Origin of the sequence: uncultured Methanobrevibacter sp., assembly GCF_947170395.1 — an archaeon.
GTDB lineage: Archaea > Methanobacteriota > Methanobacteria > Methanobacteriales > Methanobacteriaceae > Methanocatella.
Genome location: NZ_CAMVTE010000012.1, coordinates 48,241 through 64,587, shown reverse-complemented (window position 1 = coordinate 64,587; position 16,347 = coordinate 48,241). Strand labels below are relative to the sequence as shown.

Genomic DNA, 16,347 nt, shown 5'->3' with positions numbered 1-16,347 from the left:
AGCCTAAAGCTTTACTTCTTGATGAACCTGCTACCATGGCATGCCCTAAAACCAAGCAGGAAATATTGGATGCAGTTAAAAAGATTAATAAAGAGTTAAATATTACAGTTGTTCTTGTTTCCCATTTGCCTGACGTCCAGAAATACCTGGCTGACAGGGTAATTCTTCTTGAAGACGGTGAAATTGCCGATGAAGGAACCGCTGATGAAATCTGTGACAAGTTCATGGAGGATATGGAACCTATCGTGGATATCAAAAACGTTTCAACCGATGAGGATCTGATTGAAGCTAAAGACATCCAAAAAAGATTCTACTTGCTGACCGGTGGTGAAGTCCTTCAGATGGAAGACATCAACTTCAAAGTCCAAAATGAAAATATTTTAAGCATTATCGGACCGAGCGGTGCCGGTAAAACAGTACTTTTAAGAATGCTTGGCGGGCTTGACTATCCTGACGAAGGGGATGTTCTCTATTATGTTGACGGTGAATGGAGGGACATTGAAGTTCCGGGCATTGACCGTATGAAGATACGTTCCAAATTAGGTTTCATGCACCAGGAATTTGCTCTGACTCATTATGCAACAGTATTGAGCCAGTTGGCAACAAGGCTGGGTTATAAGAATCAGGATGTTGTAAAAGAAGCTCAGGAAAGAGCTAAAAGAATAGGAATTGGTGATGAACTGTTGGATTCATTTTATCAGTTGACTGATTTGCCTGAAACCGAAGCAAAACATCGTCTCGAACAAATAGGTTTGGATGCAGAAATATTAAATGATCTGTTCCCAAGATTTCCTGAAACAGCAACCAAGGAAGCTGTTGCAGATATCTTTGAAAGTCTTGATTTGGATTTGGATATTTTGCACAGGAGATCATATGAGCTTTCCGGTGGTCAAAAGGTACGTGTGATGCTTGCACTGATTCTGGTTTCAAGACCTAAATTCCTGCTTTTGGATGAACCGTTCGGTGATTTGGACCCTGTAACTTTAAGGGATGTTACCAATTCACTTAAAAAGATTTCAAAGGAATATGGAATTACTATTGTAATGATTTCTCACAACACTGACTTCATTAAGGAATTAAGTAACAGGGCTATCTTTATGGATGACGGTAAAATCATTGATGACAGCGAAAACATTGATGAAATCGTTGACAACTTCATTGAGTTCTGTCATGCTGACTATTTGAAAGGTGATTGTTAGTGTTTGAAGTTATTTGCGTTCCTGTTGACGGATCTGAGTATGGATACAAGGCAGCGGATGTTGCAATCGAAATAGCTCAGAAATTCAACTCCAAAATTGCAGCAGTCCATGTCCTTGAGGAGTTTTCATTCAACAGCTATGATTCCGAAGAGGATTCGGGGGATGCGATTTTGGCAAAAATCACTGCCCAGGCAGAAAAGGTCGGTGTTGAAGTTGTTGAACATCTGCTCACTGCTGACCCCTTAAGGGATATGAAGTTTATTATTGACCAGACTCGTGCTGATTTGGTTGTAATCCATGCTCATGGAGCAAATAATAACAGATTTGTATCTTTTGAGGAAAATAGCGTTTCTGACACTCAAATTGGTTCAGTTTCAGAAAGGCTTCTAAGAACTTCTGATGTTCCGGTATTATTGATAAAATAGTACCTTAAAACTTATTTTTTTCTTTTTAATTCATTAAAAATGCCTATTTTTTACTAAACTTTTATATATTATAAAAAACTTAGTATTCATAACATAAACTGTTAATATTTAAGGAGATATTTTATGATAGTTAAAGATTGGTGCTCATTCTGTGGAGAATGTGCTGGAGTTTGTCCGAGAAATTTGATTCAAGTCAGAGAGTATGCTTTAGTCTTTGACGATGATGACTGTAAAGATTGTGATACATGTATTAAAGCATGTCCTATTGATGCTTTAGAAAAAGAGGATTGATTATATGATAGAAACTGATGTTATAGTAGTAGGTTCAGGACCTGCAGGTTCATCTGCAGCAAAACACGCTGCATTAGGTGGAGCAAAAGTTATTTTAATGGATAAAAAATCTGAAATTGGAGCACCAAAAAGATGTGCTGAAGGAGTTTCAATTCAAGGACTTGAAAAATTGGGAATTGAACCTTCCCCTCGTTGGGTCACCCAAAAAATTGAGGGCGTAAGAATCCAGACACCTGACGGAACTGACGTATGGTTAACCGAAGATCAGGTAAAAATACCAGAAGCAGGTTATATTTTAGAAAGAAAAGTTTTTGATAAGCATATGGCAATGGATGCTGCAAGAGCCGGTGCGGAAATCAGAATCAAAACTTTAGTTACAGGTATTGAAAAAATCGATGACGGTTATATTGTCATGACAGAATCCATGGGTGAAAAAATAGATTACAAATGTAAAATCTTGATTGCCGCTGACGGTCCTGAAGGCCACGTTGCAAGATGGGCAGGTTTAAGACCGGCTGCAAAACCAAAAGAAATGGAATCTGGTGTACAATACGAAATGTGTAATGTTGAATTTGAAAAACCTGCTGTAATCGAATTTTACTTAGGTTCATGCGCACCTGGCGGTTATGTATGGATTTTCCCTAAAGGAGACGACATTGCAAATGTAGGTTTGGCAATTTTACCTCACAAAGCTGAAAAAACAGCAAAAGAATACTTGGATGATTTTGTTGCCAATTCTCCTTACTTGAAAAATGCTCAGGCTGTTGAGATGAATGTAGGTGGAGACCCTGTTGGTGGAATGACCAAAAAACTTTATGATGATAACATTATGGTAGTTGGAGATGCTGCAGGTCAAGTTAACCCGTTAACCGGTGGAGGAATCATCTCCGGTATGACTGGTGGAATGTGTGCAGGTAAAGTTGCTGCACAAGCTATCAAAGAAGACTGCTCCAAAAAATACCTGAAATTATATGATGAAATGGCACATGAAGAACTGGACCATGAAATCAAAAGATATAAAAAGGTACAGGAATACTTGCTGACATTATCCGATGAAGAATTGGACAGTATTGGTCATGCATTCCAGGGAGAAAGCTTTGATAAGATTTCAACAACTGAAATCGTTAAGAAATTAATAAAAATATCTCCAAAAGCTTTACTCAAATTAGGTAAATTCGTATAGGTGTTTAAATGATTTTAGTTACTGGTGGAGCAGGATATATAGGTGCTCATACTAACAAGGCATTGCATAATGCCGGTTATGATACTGTAGTTGTAGATAATCTTTGCAAAGGTTATGAAAATTTTGTAAAATGGGGAAATTTTGAAAACTATGACTTCGGTAGCGGCGATATAAGGGAAGTCTTTGAAAAATATGACATTGATGGCGTAATCCACTTTGCTGCTTTTTCATCAGTAGCGGAATCAGTTGAACTTCCTCAAAAATATTTCAAGAATAATTATAAAAACACCTTAAATCTCCTGAAGGTAATGAGGGAATTCGGTGTTGACAAATTTATTCTTTCATCAACCGCCGCTGTTTACGGAAATCCTGAACAGATTCCAATTACAGAAGATACTGCTTTAAAACCAATCAACCCTTACGGGCACTCCAAATTCATCACTGAAAAGGCTCTTCAAAGAGAAGCTGACAAAGGTGATTTCAATTATGTGTCTTTAAGATACTTTAATGCGGCTGGTTGTGATTTTGATGGTGAAATCGGGGAACTCCACGATCCTGAAACCCATCTGATTCCTTTAGTTTTGGATGCGGCTATTGGCAAAAGGGATAGCATATCCATTTTTGGTGATGACTACGATACTCCAGACGGAACATGCATCCGTGATTATATCCATGTCAATGACCTGGCCGATGCTCATATTAAGGCATATGAATATTTATGCAATGAAAATGAATCCAACATTTTCAATCTGGGAAACGGTGAAGGATATTCCGTTCGTGAAGTAATTGACATGTGCAAAAAGGTCACAGGCAAGGACTTTGAAGTAAAAGTTGACAAGCGCCGTGAAGGTGACCCTGCAATACTGATAGCTGATTCAACCAAAATTCATGAAAAACTGGGCTGGACTCCTCAATATGACCTGGAACAGATTGTAGAGTCAGCATGGAATTGGCATGAAAAAATGAATATAATCTAGGTAATTTTCATGGAAAATGAAAACCACGAATCTAAAATTGACGTTCGCATAATCGTTTCCGGACTGGATGTTGCACAACTTGTCTCAAAGGCTGTAAACAATATCCAGCTTGAAAATGACTACAACATTATTGTTTCATCCATAATTCCTACTGTGGAATTGAGTGTTGTCAAGAAAGTGGCCAGCGGTGCCGATATTCTGCTTGTTGGCGGATATGGTCATGATGAAACATATAATATTCTTTTTAATGAATTAAAAACTGATTTTAACCATATAGGATTGTTTGATTATAATAACATTATTGTTGAAGATGAATCAATCGATTTCCACCTGGCTGAAAAGGAAATTCTAAATTCAATAATCAAATCCACTTTGTCCTATTCCCTGAATCTGATCAATATCCATACATTGGAAAACAAACTGATGAAGGTAACCCACAACTATAACAATCTGTTGGATGACTATAATCAGTTGATAAAGGAAAACGAGGTATTGACTCAGGAAAATAAGGAGCTGATGGAAGATATTGATGATTTAAGATCTGATTTTTCTGCATTCAAATTGCGCTATGAGGATATCTATTCTAAGGATATTCTGGAAATATTCAATCTCGAAGAACTTTGGCAGGACACATTCAGACAGGATTTGGCAGACTCAGAGAGAATTGTAATAGCCACCAACAAGTTCAAACCGGAAAATATCATTGTTGGTCAAAATTATATCGCAGCCGAGTCCAAAACAAAAGCTATTGAATGGCTGAATATTGTCAGAACAGCTTTAATATTTGTCGATGAAAATTCTGAAGATTTAAAAAGGGAGTTAAATGATACTGTCCCTGATGAAAAGGTTCCTGAAGTCCGTGATGAATATGATATTCCGAATTCATTTGAAAATTTTTGGGATTAAATGAATTAAACATTATTATTTTATACTAGTTTTTAGATAATTATAATTATATTATTTTATAGGGAGTTTATAAATGCAAGGTGAGATGGAAGATAAGTGTGGTATTGTTGGAATTCATTGTAGTGATGAATCTAAAAACATGTCCCCTTTTGTTTATTATTGTTTGTATGCTTTACAGCACAGAGGTCAGGAATCTGCAGGTATAGCTGCTTTTGACATTGAAAAAGGCTTGACCCATTACTGCGGTATGGGTTTGATAACCGATGTATTTAGGGATTATGAAATCCAAAATTTATCAGGAAACAAAGCTATCGGACATGTCAGATATTCAACTACTGGCCAGTCAAAATTGGAAAATTCACAGCCTTTTGTAACTGATTTTGGAGATGGATTTATCGCAATGGCTCATAATGGAGACATTGTCAACTCCGAAGAGTTAAGAAATGAACTGATTGAAGAAGGATTCTATTTCAAATCAGACTGCGATTCTGAAGTAATCTGTTACATGCTTAAAAAAGCACATTACGATAATGATAAAGATGTTTTGGATGCTATTGAATCCGTTTGTAAAAAGCTTGTTGGTTCATATGCATTGACAATTTTGGTTGATGGTGAATTATATGGTGTAAGGGATCCGATGGGAATAAAACCTCTTGCAATTGCAAAAAGGGATGATGAATTCATTTTAGCATCAGAAACTGTTGCTTTTGATGTAATCAATGCGGAATTCATTAGAGACATTGTTCCTGGTGAAGTCGTTTACTTTAAAGACGGTGAAATCCAATCCCATATGCTGGAAAGTGCACGAAAATGCAAACTTTCCCACTGTATGTTTGAATATGTTTACTTTGCAAGACCTGACAGTACAATTGACGGAGTCAATGTTTATGAAACCAGAATGAATATCGGCCGTCAGTTGCATGAGTTATATCCTATTGATGCTGATCTGGTTATTCCCGTTCCCGATTCTTCAATTCCTGCAGCAATCGGATATTCCAGAGCTTCCGGAATTCCATATGGTGAAGGTTTAATAAAGAACAGATATGTAGGAAGAACATTCATCATGCCGACTCAGGAAGAAAGGGAACTTGCCGTTAGAGTCAAACTGAACCCTATAAAAGAAGCAATCAAAGGCAAAAAAATTATTCTAATCGATGACAGTATAGTAAGAGGAACCACTTCCAAGCAACTGCTTGACCTTGTTAAGGAAGCAGAACCGGCAGAAATTCACTTTTTGGTAGGTTGTCCTCCTGTAATTTCACCATGTTATTACGGTGTGGCCATGGCAACCAAAAAAGAGTTGATTGCTGCCAACAATTCAGTCGAAGAGATTCAAAAGCAACTGGACATTGATTCTTTAGGCTACATTACCCTGCCTGCATTGGTTGAAGCTATCGGAATGCCTAAAGAGAATCTCTGTTTAGGTTGTGTTAATGAGGAATATCCTACAGATCTTCCTGAAGGCATTGAAGCTGAAACTTACTATAAACCTTAGATTTATATGGTGGAATTATTAGCTCCGGCAGGAAATTTTATTTCATTGCGTGCTGTTTTGGAAAATGGGGCGGATGCAGTTTACTTTGGCCTTGATGATTATAACATGAGGGCCAATGCAAAAAACTTTTCTTTAAGTGATTTGCCTGAAGTATCCAAAATTGCCAAGGATTATGGGGCTAAAACCTATTTATGTACAAATATTATTTTAAATGAACGCCTTGCCCGTGAACTAAAGCGTAAAATGGAGACCATTTCATCATCGGAAATTGACGGACTGATTTTATCTGATATCGGACTGATAGAGGATACGGTTTCACACGGTCTTGAAGCACACATCAGCGTTCAGGAAAATGTAACTAATTCTTTTACTTTAAAAACTCTTAAGAAATTGGGTGCAAAAAGGGCAATACTGTCCCGTGAGCTGTCCTTGGATGAAATTACAGACATCACAAAAAAATCCCTGATTGAAACTGAAATATTTATTCACGGTGCAATATGCATGGCCATTTCCGGAAGATGTTTTTTAAGCTACGGATTATATGGCCGCAGCGCAAACTGTGGGGACTGTCTGCAGCCTTGCCGTAAGAACTGGACATTGACATATGAGCAGGGCGATGACGATGTTGTCAACTTTTCAGATGTTGATGATGAAAGGTTCATCATTACCGGAAGTGATGACGGAAGTTACAGGACAAATTTCTTTTCTCCAAAGGACATGTGCATGATAGAACACATTCCCGAACTGATAAAAAGCGGTGTCGCTTCATTTAAAATAGAGGGAAGGGCCAGAAGTCCGGATTATGGTGCAATGGTTACTGGTGTATACAGACAGGCAATTGACAGTTATTTGGAAAATCCATCAGAATATGAAGTTAAAAAGGAATGGATGGATGAGCTTTCAGGAGTATTCAATCGTGGATTCGATACCAATTTTTATTTCTCAACACCTTTCGAGACAAGTGAGGATAACCAGTCAAGATATATCAAAAAGGACATTGGCCAGGTTGTAAATTACTACAATAAGGTCAAGGCGGCTGAAATAAGGATATGGGATGATTTGGCATTAGGTGATAAAATCATGATTCAGGGCCAGACTACAGGCTCCATCACCCATACAATCGATTCAATGCAAATCAGCGGTGAAAATGTAAATGAAGTCAAAAGGGGCTGTAATGTAGCAATAGCTATTGATAAAAAGGTAAGGCACAATGATTTTGTATACAAATTAGTCGAGAGGAATGTTAATGATTAAAAAAATAGCTATTTATGGAAAAGGCGGAATTGGAAAGAGCACTACTGTGGCTAATTTGTCTGCCGTATGGGGCAGTCAGGATTTGAACTGTCTGGTAATCGGTTGTGATCCGAAAGCAGACACTACACGTACATTATATGGGAAAAGAATCCCTACAGTAGTCAATACTTTAAAGGATAACAGGAAACCTGTCCGTGACGATTTGGTTTTTAAAGGATTTAAGGATATTTTATGTGTTGAAAGTGGAGGTCCCGAACCTGGTGTCGGATGTGCCGGACGTGGTGTCATTGTGGCCATGAAAAGGCTTGAAAACCTGGGAATTTTTGATGATGATTTGGATGTTGTCGTATATGATGTGCTTGGTGATGTTGTATGCGGAGGATTTTCAGTGCCTTTGCGTGAAAAGTATGCCGATGAAGTGCTGATTGTAACTTCAGGTGAATATATGTCACTTTATGCGGCAAACAATATTGTTCGTGGTGTTAAAAAGCTTAAGGGCAATTTGAGCGGTATTGTATGCAACTGCAGAAATGTTGATAATGAGGAGCAGATTGTTAACGACTTTGCAAAAAAGATAGGAACACATGTTATTGGTACTATTCATAGAAGCAATTTAATTCAGGAAGCTGAATTAGATGCAAAAACCGTTGTAGAAAAATACCCTGAAAGTGATGAAGCACAAGAATACATGACTCTTGCTTCAAGCATTATGGACAATGAAAAGATATCAACTCCGGAACCTATGGGTGATGAGGACTTTGAGGAATTTTTCAAGTCTTACATGTAGATATGATGTACTATTCAAGTAACTATACCTCACCAATCGGAGAAATGCTGATTGTAAGTGACGGTGAGGCAATCTGCGGTGTTTGGTTTTGCGGCCAAAAGCATTTCCCATCATCAATTGACAAAGACATTTCCAAAAGAGATGATTTGGCTATTTTTGCGGATGTTAAAAAATGGTTTGATGACTATTTCAATGGTCTAAACCCTGAAATTGATTTCAAGCTTAAACCGGAAGGTTCCGATTTTAGAAAGAAAGTTTGGAAAATACTGTCTGAAATACCATATGGCGAAACCCTAACATATGGTGAAATTGCTTCCAAACTGTCTGATTCAATGTCCGCTCAGGCAGTAGGCGGTGCAGTGGGACACAATCCCATAGCCATACTGATTCCCTGCCACAGGGTTTTGGGAGCGGGTGGAAAGCTGACAGGATATGCCGGCGGTATCGACAGAAAAATTGCGCTCTTAAATATTGAAAACATTGACAACTATAAAGTTTAATGCTATTTTTTGATTAAAGAAAATCCTTTCAGTGATTTAAATATATTCACAATCAGATATTTCATATGGATTGGATGAACGTGGTCGCTGACAGTGATTACTGTTTATGAATCTAATATTAAAAATAGAAGTGAGCAAAAAACCAAGTGAGATGATTTGCAGGAAGTGTTCGGATTTCCTAGCGGTGAAAACAAAATCAAATCTCTCCTAATGTTTCGTTTAAGTTATTTTTTTTGCCTGAGTAGTGTAATGGGTATCAATCACGCACGTCCGGTAAACGTGATATGTTGGTTCAAATCCAGCCTCGGGCTCTCAAATCAATATTGTGCTCAGGTCGTATAACATGGCAAAAAGTGCCGTTTGTAAGACGGCATGAAATTATATTCAGTGTCCGTTAAACTGAAAGATGCTGGTTCAAATCCAGCCCTGGGCTTTTATAATAATATTTAAAATATTTAATCTACAAATATAAATTCAATGAACAGTCATGAGGATAAAATTTTTACCAGACCATTTTTTCTGGTATTCGGTGCGTTGCTATTTTCAGCTCTTGTAATGTATGTGTTAATGTCAACCGTAACAGAATATGCCACTTCCATGGGCACTTCAGCAACTGTTGCAGGTCTGGTTTCAGGAATATACATTTTTGGAGGGCTTTGCTCAAGAATATACTCTGGCAATGCTTTGGAAAGAATCGGCTGGAGAAAGACAGCATTAATTTTCATGAGCATCCATTTTCTCTCATGTCTTTTGTATTTCATTGTAGATGACGTAACTCTGCTTTTGATTGTCAGGTTTATTCACGGAATAGGTTTTGGTGCAACAGCCAATGCAATTGTAACAATAGCATCTGCAGTTCTTCCCAAAAAACGTTTTGGAGAAGCGTTCGGATACTTTATGCTTGGAACAACAATAGCTGTCGGGCTTGGCCCTTACATCGGAGGATTTTTATATGATTATGTGGGATCAACAGGATGTTTTATGGCAGCAAGCATATTTTCAGCTCTTGCGTTAATATTCATTAACTTTGTTGATGTCAGTGATTATGATCCTGCAAACAGGGAAGTTGAAACAGTTGAAAATGACGCCGCAGGCATTGAAAAGGTTCTTGAAATTGGTGCAATTCCTGTTTCACTTTTCACAGCCCTGACAAGTCTCGGTTATGTTTCAATTCTCTCATTTTACAGACTTTATGCAACTCAGGTCAACTTAACAGCTGCATTTTCATGGTTTTTCATAATCTATTCGGTAGTTCTGGTCTTATCCAGGCCTGTTGCAGGTAAAATTCAGGACAGGCATGGAGATATGATTGTATGTGTTACAGGAATTTTAGCACAGTCAATTGGCTTGTTTTTAATTGCATTCTATCCGTCTACAGTAACGGTATTCATTTGTGCTATTTGTGCCGCACTCGGTTTTGGAACACTCAATTCCGCCTGCACTGCAATCGTTACAAGAAATGCGGCTGAACATAGAAGGTCCTATGCCATTTCCACATTCTTCATATTCTGTGATGCCACAATGGGCTTTGGACCTGCACTGCTTGGAAGCTTTGTATCACAAACCAGCGGTTATGCTCCGGTATATTTCATTTCTTCAATAATAACATTGATGGCTCTTCCGATATGTCTGTACTCTTTAAGAAAAAATAAATAGAAACAGAACCAATTTTTAATTATGAAAAAACTTTTTATATTTGATTTCGACGGAACATTATTCGATTCTGTAGGTGATGTTGTAATATGTTTCAACAAGGCTTTGGAAATTTACAATCTTCCAACCATGACACGTGAGCAATATTTGGGCCGTCTTGGGGGAAACATTGAGGATATTGTTTCACTGGTTCTAGGTGAAAACAGGACGGATGAGAATTTTGAACCATTTAAAAACACTTATCTTGAAATTTATGACTCATCAAAAAAAGAAAATACCGTTCCTTTTGCCGAATCTCTAGGACTGTTGAAAAAATTACATGAAAAGGGCATATTGCTGGCTGTCAATTCCAACAGGCTGACCTATTCGCTAAATGAGTTTGTCGCCAGATTCTTCGCTGACATTGATTTTTTAATGATTGAAGGCCATGACGAAATTCACCCTTCAAAACCTGATCCTTATGGAGTTTTAAAGATAATTGAAAAGGCCAATGTAGATAAAAGCGAAGCTGTATACATCGGGGACTCCAAAACTGATATTCAAACAGCAAAAAATGCAGGAATTGACTGCATAATTGTAAAATGGGGTTACGGCAATCAGAGTGATTATGAGGATGACTATATCCTGAAGGCCGTTGATGAGTTTGACGATCTTCTGGAGTTTGCCTCACCGTGAATTATATTTAATGATTTTAACAGATAGATTAGTATGGATTTGGCATTAAACATTGTAATTGGTAATTTAATATCATTAATAGCAGGCATTTTCATCATTTTGAGCATGTGGGTGAACGATGAAAAGAAAGCCTACAAATACCAGTTTCTAAATGCCTTTATCTTAATGATTTCATCTGTTTTTTTCCTCTCATGGACAGGCGTTACAACCATGGCGATAGCAGCAACCCGTAATGCCCTTGTCTATAAGGACAGGCTAACCTTTAAACTGACTGTATTTTTCATAATAATTTCTGTAGTTCTGGGAGTTTTGGTCAATACCATGGGAATTGTCGGATGGTTGCCGATAATAGCCATTGTCCAGATTACATTGTGCAACTACTATCTCAAGTCAATCAAAACAATCAAAACAGGTTTTATAGTAAACAGCGCAATTTATGTAGTGTATTTTTTAGCAATCTTTGACTTTTCATCTGCAGTCATTGAAAGTGTAACAGCACTGATCGGTGTGGTTTCCCTTATCAGACTGATTCGTCAGAATAATTAACTATTTTTAGCCGAAAGGCCAATCTATCATTATGTTGTTTGTACAATACCCAAAATGTTCAACTTGCAGAAAAGCCAAAAACTGGCTAGATGAACATGAAATTGAATATGAATCAAGACACATTGTAGAAGATAATCCCGCAGCCGATGAAATTGAAGCATGGTATAACAAGTCAGGTCTTCCGCTTAAAAGATTTTTCAACACAAGCGGAAAAGTCTATAGGGAAAATAAGCTTAAGGACAGGCTTCCTGACATGTCCGAACAGGAACAGTTTGACATTCTTGCAACTGACGGAATGCTTGTAAAAAGGCCTATTGTCGTTGGCGATGACTTTGTTCTGGTTGGCTTTAAGGTTAAAGAGTGGGAAGAAAAACTTTTAAAATAAGTTTTTTTGTACAGAATAATATCTGTACAAATTTTTTTAATTTTAGAACTGTATTCTGTTACCTGTCCAGAGGTCGTTGTCATCAAATACGTCGGTTTCCTCTTCAGGTTCTATTTCATGATTTTTGGTAACTTTGATTTTACAGATGTTTTCGTAGTCCCAGTAGATTACGTCTCCGTTTTCACAGGTTTCCTTGATGTGGTCTTCCCTAAATTCAATTAGTTTGTCTTCATTTTTGTAGAAATTTCCGTAATTGTCGCTGCTGTAAACTATGTGAAAGTGATCAAAGTCCTTTTTTGAAATTTCGTGCAACAAACCTTTAATGATACTTGGATAATTATATGACCTTTGGTTGTATTTTATTTCCATACTACTCTCTCCAAAAATATTTTTAAGTAAATATTTGATTTACAGTAATATATTTGGAATTCATTAAGATAATATTTTCCATTAAAAAAGATTTGAGATAGAGAAATTTTTTGATTTCACCTCTTGGGGTGATGCGCAATGCATCTCAAAAAATTCCATTTGGAAATCCAATGATTATCTGATAGGGAATTTGTTTGGAGGTTAAATAACGTTGACGCTAAATCGCTTATTTAATAGATTCGAACTTGTATTTTGGGAAAATACGTCTCATTTTCATTCCTTAGCTATATCTGCTCTATCTCGGGTGGTGAAAGCTACGCCGGTGTAACTTTCAATTGGAACTTATGCTTTTTGAATATAAATGCTTTTTGTAACCATTCGGTCACCTAAAAAACAAAAGGTTTATATACTTTAAAAACAAGTCATAATAACCTATCAATTTTTAGGGGGTACAATCATGGAAACCATAAAGCACATTAAATCATGTCCTATAGAATTAGTTGTTAAATTGATAAGCAAAAAATGGGTAATTCAGATCATTCGTGATTTATTCTTAGGTAAAACCCGTTTTCATGAATTCAAGGAAGACAAACCTGAACTTTCAAACAAGGTTCTAAGTAACTGTCTGAAAGATATGGAGAAAAACGGTTTGATAGACCGTATAGCCGACAGATATGATAGGAAAAACGTGAAATACAGATTGACAGAAAAGGGCAAGTCATTAAACAAGATACTGTATGAAATAGCTATGGTGAGTGTAGACGGCGAAACCTATTCGGATGATATTAAAAATGATGTGAAGGCATCATTCAGACAGGCTTTGCTTTAGAAAAATTGGCAGGGATGCCATATCAAACCACTTTTTTTTATATTTGATTTCTTTTTTTGATGCTATTTTTTTTAAATTCATACATTAACTTTAAAATACAAAACAATCATAATTAATAGTGAATAAAATATTTTAGGGGACAAAAATTGTTAGATATAAAATTATTCAGAGAAAATCCGGAAATAATTATTGACTCTGAGAAAAAGAGATTCAGAGGCACTGAAAATGTTGAAAAGGTAATTGAATACGACACCTTATGGAGAGAAGGTGAAAGAAAACTCAATTCTTTAAGATCAGAAAAAAACAAACTATCCAAATCATTCAAAAAAGCAAAAGAGGAAGGTAATTTGGATGAAGTAATTGCAAGGTCAAAAGAGGTTGCTTCTGAAATTAAAGATCTGACTGCTAAAAATGCCGATTATTTAAAACTCAGGGAAGACTACAGATACAAAGTCGGAAACATCATTGATGAGGATGTTCCTGTCTCAGATACAGAAGACGATAATGTGGTTGTGAGAACCTATGGGGAAATCCCTGAATATGACTTTGAGCTGTTAAACCATGTTGATTTGATCAATAAAATTGACGGTGCAGACCTTGAAACTGCAGCAAGCATTGCAGGAGCTCGTTTTTACTACTTGAAAAGAGACATATTGCATTTAAATTTAGCATTGATTCAATTTGCACTTTCAGAACTTGAAGCTGAAGGATATATTCCAATGCAGACACCTTTCTTTGTAAAAGGAGAGGTTGCAGCAGAAACTTCTGAATTGGGTGAATTTGAAGAGACATTATACAAAGTGGAAAACGAGGACATGTATCTGATTGCAACCGCTGAACAAACTCTTGCGGCTCTTCACAGAAATGAAATCATCTCCCCTGACGATTTGCCTTTAAGATATTGTGCTCTTTCAACATGCTTTAGAAAAGAGGCAGGTTCACACGGTAAGGATACATTAGGTATATTCAGAGTCCACCAATTTGAAAAAATCGAACAATTCATTTATTCCGCCCCTGAAGACTCTAGAAATCAGCATGATCACCTGATGGAAGTAACCGAGAGAATCTATCAGAAATTAGGCCTTCCATATCAAATCATAGCTATCGTGTCCTCAGCATTAAATGATAATGCTGCCATAAAATACGACCTTGAAGCATGGTTCCCGGGTTCCAATGCATTTAGGGAACTGGTTTCATGTACCAACTGTAAGGATTATCAGGCACGTAAAACCAAAACACGTATAGGAAGAGCAGGTTCTGGAGATGCTCAAACTTTACACACTTTAAACAGTACAGCTATTGCAACTGAAAGGACTATGTGCTGTATTTTGGAAAACTATCAACAGCCTGACGGCAGTGTTAAAGTTCCTGAAGTGCTGGTTCCTTACATGAATGGAAAAACTATTATAGAAGCTAAAAAATAACTTATTTTTAAATTTTGGTGTGCTTTGCACACTTTAACTATTTTTTTTGAATTCTTTTGAGAAATTTTCCTATTATAAAATAAAAAAAGTAATGGGATGTTAAAATTGAGTTATGTCATCCCATGTTTTATCAGGTGCCTTTTTACCATTAAAGATGTCCAAATCAATCGATTTGTTTTTAAATGAAACTATAATGGTACAAATTGCATCTCCAGTTACATTAACCGCTGTTCTGACCATGTCTAAAATGTGGTCTATTCCCATGATTACTCCAATTGCATCTACCGGCAGTCCTACGGAGTTGAATACCATGGTTAATGTTATCAATCCCACTGATGGAACGCCTGCAGTTCCGATTGAGGCCATCACTGCAGTAAAAACTACTGTAAGAAGAGCACTCAATCCCAAGTCTATACCATATGCCTGAGCTGCAAACATGACTGCACAGCCCTGCATTATGGCGGTTCCGTCCATGTTGATGGTTGCTCCCAGTGGAATTGTAAATGATGAAACTTCTCGTGAAACTCCAAGTTCAGAAAGCTTTTCCAAGTTCAGAGGTATTGTTGCACTTGATGTGGAAGATGAAAATGCAAAAAACATTACTGAAATGAATTTTTTAAAGAATCTGATTGGATTTAATCTTGTAAATACGACAAGCAATGCCGGATATACTATGAATGCCTGTATAGCCAATCCTATAAGAACACATCCAATATATTTTGCCAATGGCAGCAGTCCGTCAAAGCCCAATGAAGCGAAGGTTTTGGCCATAAGGCAGAATATTCCGATAGGTGCAAATTTCATCACGATACGGGTCATTTCCAGCATGATTTCATTTCCCTCGGTAAAGAAATTGTTTACTGTTTGTGTTTTTTCCCTTAGTTTGGCTAAGATAATGCCCACAAGAAGTGCAAATATGATCACTGGTAGCATATCTCCATTAGCAAGAGAACTGAAAGGATTTTCAGGAATTATATTTAAAATAGTATCGGTTAGTGTTGCATTTGATGTAACGGTTCCCTGTGTAAGGCCAGCCATATTTAATCCAACACCAGGCTGGATGATGCTTGCAATGATTAGGGCAATGGTAACCGCCAATGCAGTTGTTACCAGATATATGAGTATTGTCCGACCTCCGATTGCACCAATTTTTTTGATGTCTGAAATGGAAGCTACTCCCACAACTATTGAAAAGAAAACAAGCGGTACAACCAGCATTTTCATTAATCTTATGAATCCTGTTCCTCCCAGATAAAAGATGTTGTTCACAAGGAGTGTATCTTTTATGAAAGGATCATTAACATAGAAATTTAGTATCAGTCCTACGATAAAGCCTAAAACCATTCCTATTAACATCCAGTTTCCAAGGCTTATATTTTTCAGTTTTGAAATCATCTTCTTACTCCATTATTGTATAATATAATATATTTGAATTAAATTAAATAAAAT

General features: G+C 37.0%; 18 protein-coding genes and 1 tRNA gene. 17 read left to right on the top strand and 2 right to left on the bottom strand.

Going from position 1 to position 16,347, the window contains the following annotated elements:
* The 15 genes from Q0W04_RS04895 to Q0W04_RS04825 all read left to right on the top strand — a co-directional run.
* Window positions 1-1,199 (top strand): ATP-binding cassette domain-containing protein (locus Q0W04_RS04895; RefSeq protein WP_298500936.1); only part of this gene is annotated, 1,199 nt, incomplete at its 5' end.
* Window positions 1,199-1,624 (top strand): universal stress protein, encoded by a 426-nt coding sequence (locus Q0W04_RS04890; protein WP_298500935.1) that lies wholly within the window; start codon window positions 1,199-1,201, stop codon window positions 1,622-1,624. The genes Q0W04_RS04895 and Q0W04_RS04890, both read left to right, overlap by 1 nt.
* A 123-nt stretch (window positions 1,625-1,747) precedes the next feature.
* Window positions 1,748-1,915 (top strand): 4Fe-4S binding protein, encoded by a 168-nt coding sequence (locus Q0W04_RS04885; protein ID WP_296804729.1) that lies wholly within the window; start codon window positions 1,748-1,750, stop codon window positions 1,913-1,915.
* A gap of 4 nt (window positions 1,916-1,919) precedes the next feature.
* Window positions 1,920-3,098 (top strand): NAD(P)/FAD-dependent oxidoreductase, encoded by a 1,179-nt coding sequence (locus tag Q0W04_RS04880; RefSeq protein WP_298500934.1) that lies wholly within the window; start codon window positions 1,920-1,922, stop codon window positions 3,096-3,098.
* An 8-nt stretch (window positions 3,099-3,106) separates the two neighbouring features.
* On the top strand, window positions 3,107-4,075 hold the full coding sequence (gene galE, locus Q0W04_RS04875) for a UDP-glucose 4-epimerase GalE (RefSeq protein ID WP_298500933.1): 969 nt from the start codon (window positions 3,107-3,109) through the stop codon (window positions 4,073-4,075).
* A gap of 9 nt (window positions 4,076-4,084) precedes the next feature.
* Window positions 4,085-4,981, top strand: a complete 897-nt coding sequence (locus Q0W04_RS04870) for a hypothetical protein (RefSeq protein ID WP_298500932.1) — start codon at window positions 4,085-4,087, stop codon at window positions 4,979-4,981.
* A gap of 73 nt (window positions 4,982-5,054) precedes the next feature.
* Window positions 5,055-6,476 (top strand): amidophosphoribosyltransferase, encoded by a 1,422-nt coding sequence (gene purF / locus Q0W04_RS04865; protein ID WP_298500931.1) that lies wholly within the window; start codon window positions 5,055-5,057, stop codon window positions 6,474-6,476.
* A gap of 6 nt (window positions 6,477-6,482) precedes the next feature.
* On the top strand, window positions 6,483-7,730 hold the full coding sequence (locus Q0W04_RS04860; RefSeq protein WP_298500930.1) for a U32 family peptidase: 1,248 nt from the start codon (window positions 6,483-6,485) through the stop codon (window positions 7,728-7,730).
* On the top strand, window positions 7,723-8,517 hold the full coding sequence (cfbC, locus tag Q0W04_RS04855; protein WP_298500929.1) for a Ni-sirohydrochlorin a,c-diamide reductive cyclase ATP-dependent reductase subunit: 795 nt from the start codon (window positions 7,723-7,725) through the stop codon (window positions 8,515-8,517). Before Q0W04_RS04860 ends, cfbC begins: the two co-directional genes overlap by 8 nt.
* 5 nt (window positions 8,518-8,522) lie before the next feature.
* Window positions 8,523-9,017, top strand: a complete 495-nt coding sequence (locus Q0W04_RS04850) for a methylated-DNA--[protein]-cysteine S-methyltransferase (RefSeq protein ID WP_366938631.1) — start codon at window positions 8,523-8,525, stop codon at window positions 9,015-9,017.
* A gap of 235 nt (window positions 9,018-9,252) precedes the next feature.
* A tRNA-Thr gene (locus Q0W04_RS04845) sits at window positions 9,253-9,328 on the top strand.
* Between the two features lie 166 nt (window positions 9,329-9,494).
* Entirely contained in the window at window positions 9,495-10,673 is a 1,179-nt protein-coding gene (locus Q0W04_RS04840; RefSeq protein WP_298500927.1) for an MFS transporter, read from the top strand.
* Window positions 10,674-10,694: 21 nt separating this feature from the next.
* On the top strand, window positions 10,695-11,345 hold the full coding sequence (locus Q0W04_RS04835) for an HAD family hydrolase (RefSeq protein WP_298500926.1): 651 nt from the start codon (window positions 10,695-10,697) through the stop codon (window positions 11,343-11,345).
* A 33-nt stretch (window positions 11,346-11,378) separates the two neighbouring features.
* Entirely contained in the window at window positions 11,379-11,891 is a 513-nt protein-coding gene (locus Q0W04_RS04830; protein ID WP_298500925.1) for a YgjV family protein, read from the top strand.
* A 31-nt stretch (window positions 11,892-11,922) separates the two neighbouring features.
* Window positions 11,923-12,276, top strand: a complete 354-nt coding sequence (locus Q0W04_RS04825) for an arsenate reductase family protein (protein ID WP_298500924.1) — start codon at window positions 11,923-11,925, stop codon at window positions 12,274-12,276.
* 42 nt (window positions 12,277-12,318) lie between these two features.
* Here the strand turns inward: Q0W04_RS04825 and Q0W04_RS04820 are convergent, their stop codons facing one another.
* A complete protein-coding gene (locus tag Q0W04_RS04820; protein WP_298500923.1) occupies window positions 12,319-12,645 on the bottom strand; it encodes a hypothetical protein in 327 nt (108 codons plus the stop codon).
* Window positions 12,646-13,102: 457 nt separating this feature from the next.
* On the opposite strand from Q0W04_RS04820, the gene Q0W04_RS04815 reads away from it, so the two are divergent.
* Together Q0W04_RS04815 and serS are read left to right on the top strand one after the other, a co-directional pair.
* Window positions 13,103-13,474: a helix-turn-helix domain-containing protein gene (locus tag Q0W04_RS04815; protein WP_298500922.1), complete on the top strand. Its 372-nt coding sequence runs from the start codon at window positions 13,103-13,105 to the stop codon at window positions 13,472-13,474.
* A gap of 146 nt (window positions 13,475-13,620) precedes the next feature.
* A complete protein-coding gene (gene serS / locus Q0W04_RS04810) occupies window positions 13,621-14,898 on the top strand; it encodes a serine--tRNA ligase (protein ID WP_298500920.1) in 1,278 nt (425 codons plus the stop codon).
* Between the two features lie 99 nt (window positions 14,899-14,997).
* On the opposite strand, the gene Q0W04_RS04805 is transcribed toward serS, so the two are convergent.
* Complete coding sequence (locus Q0W04_RS04805; protein WP_298500919.1) at window positions 14,998-16,293, bottom strand: dicarboxylate/amino acid:cation symporter; 1,296 nt, start codon at window positions 16,291-16,293, stop codon at window positions 14,998-15,000.
* Window positions 16,294-16,347: the final 54 nt, after the last annotated feature.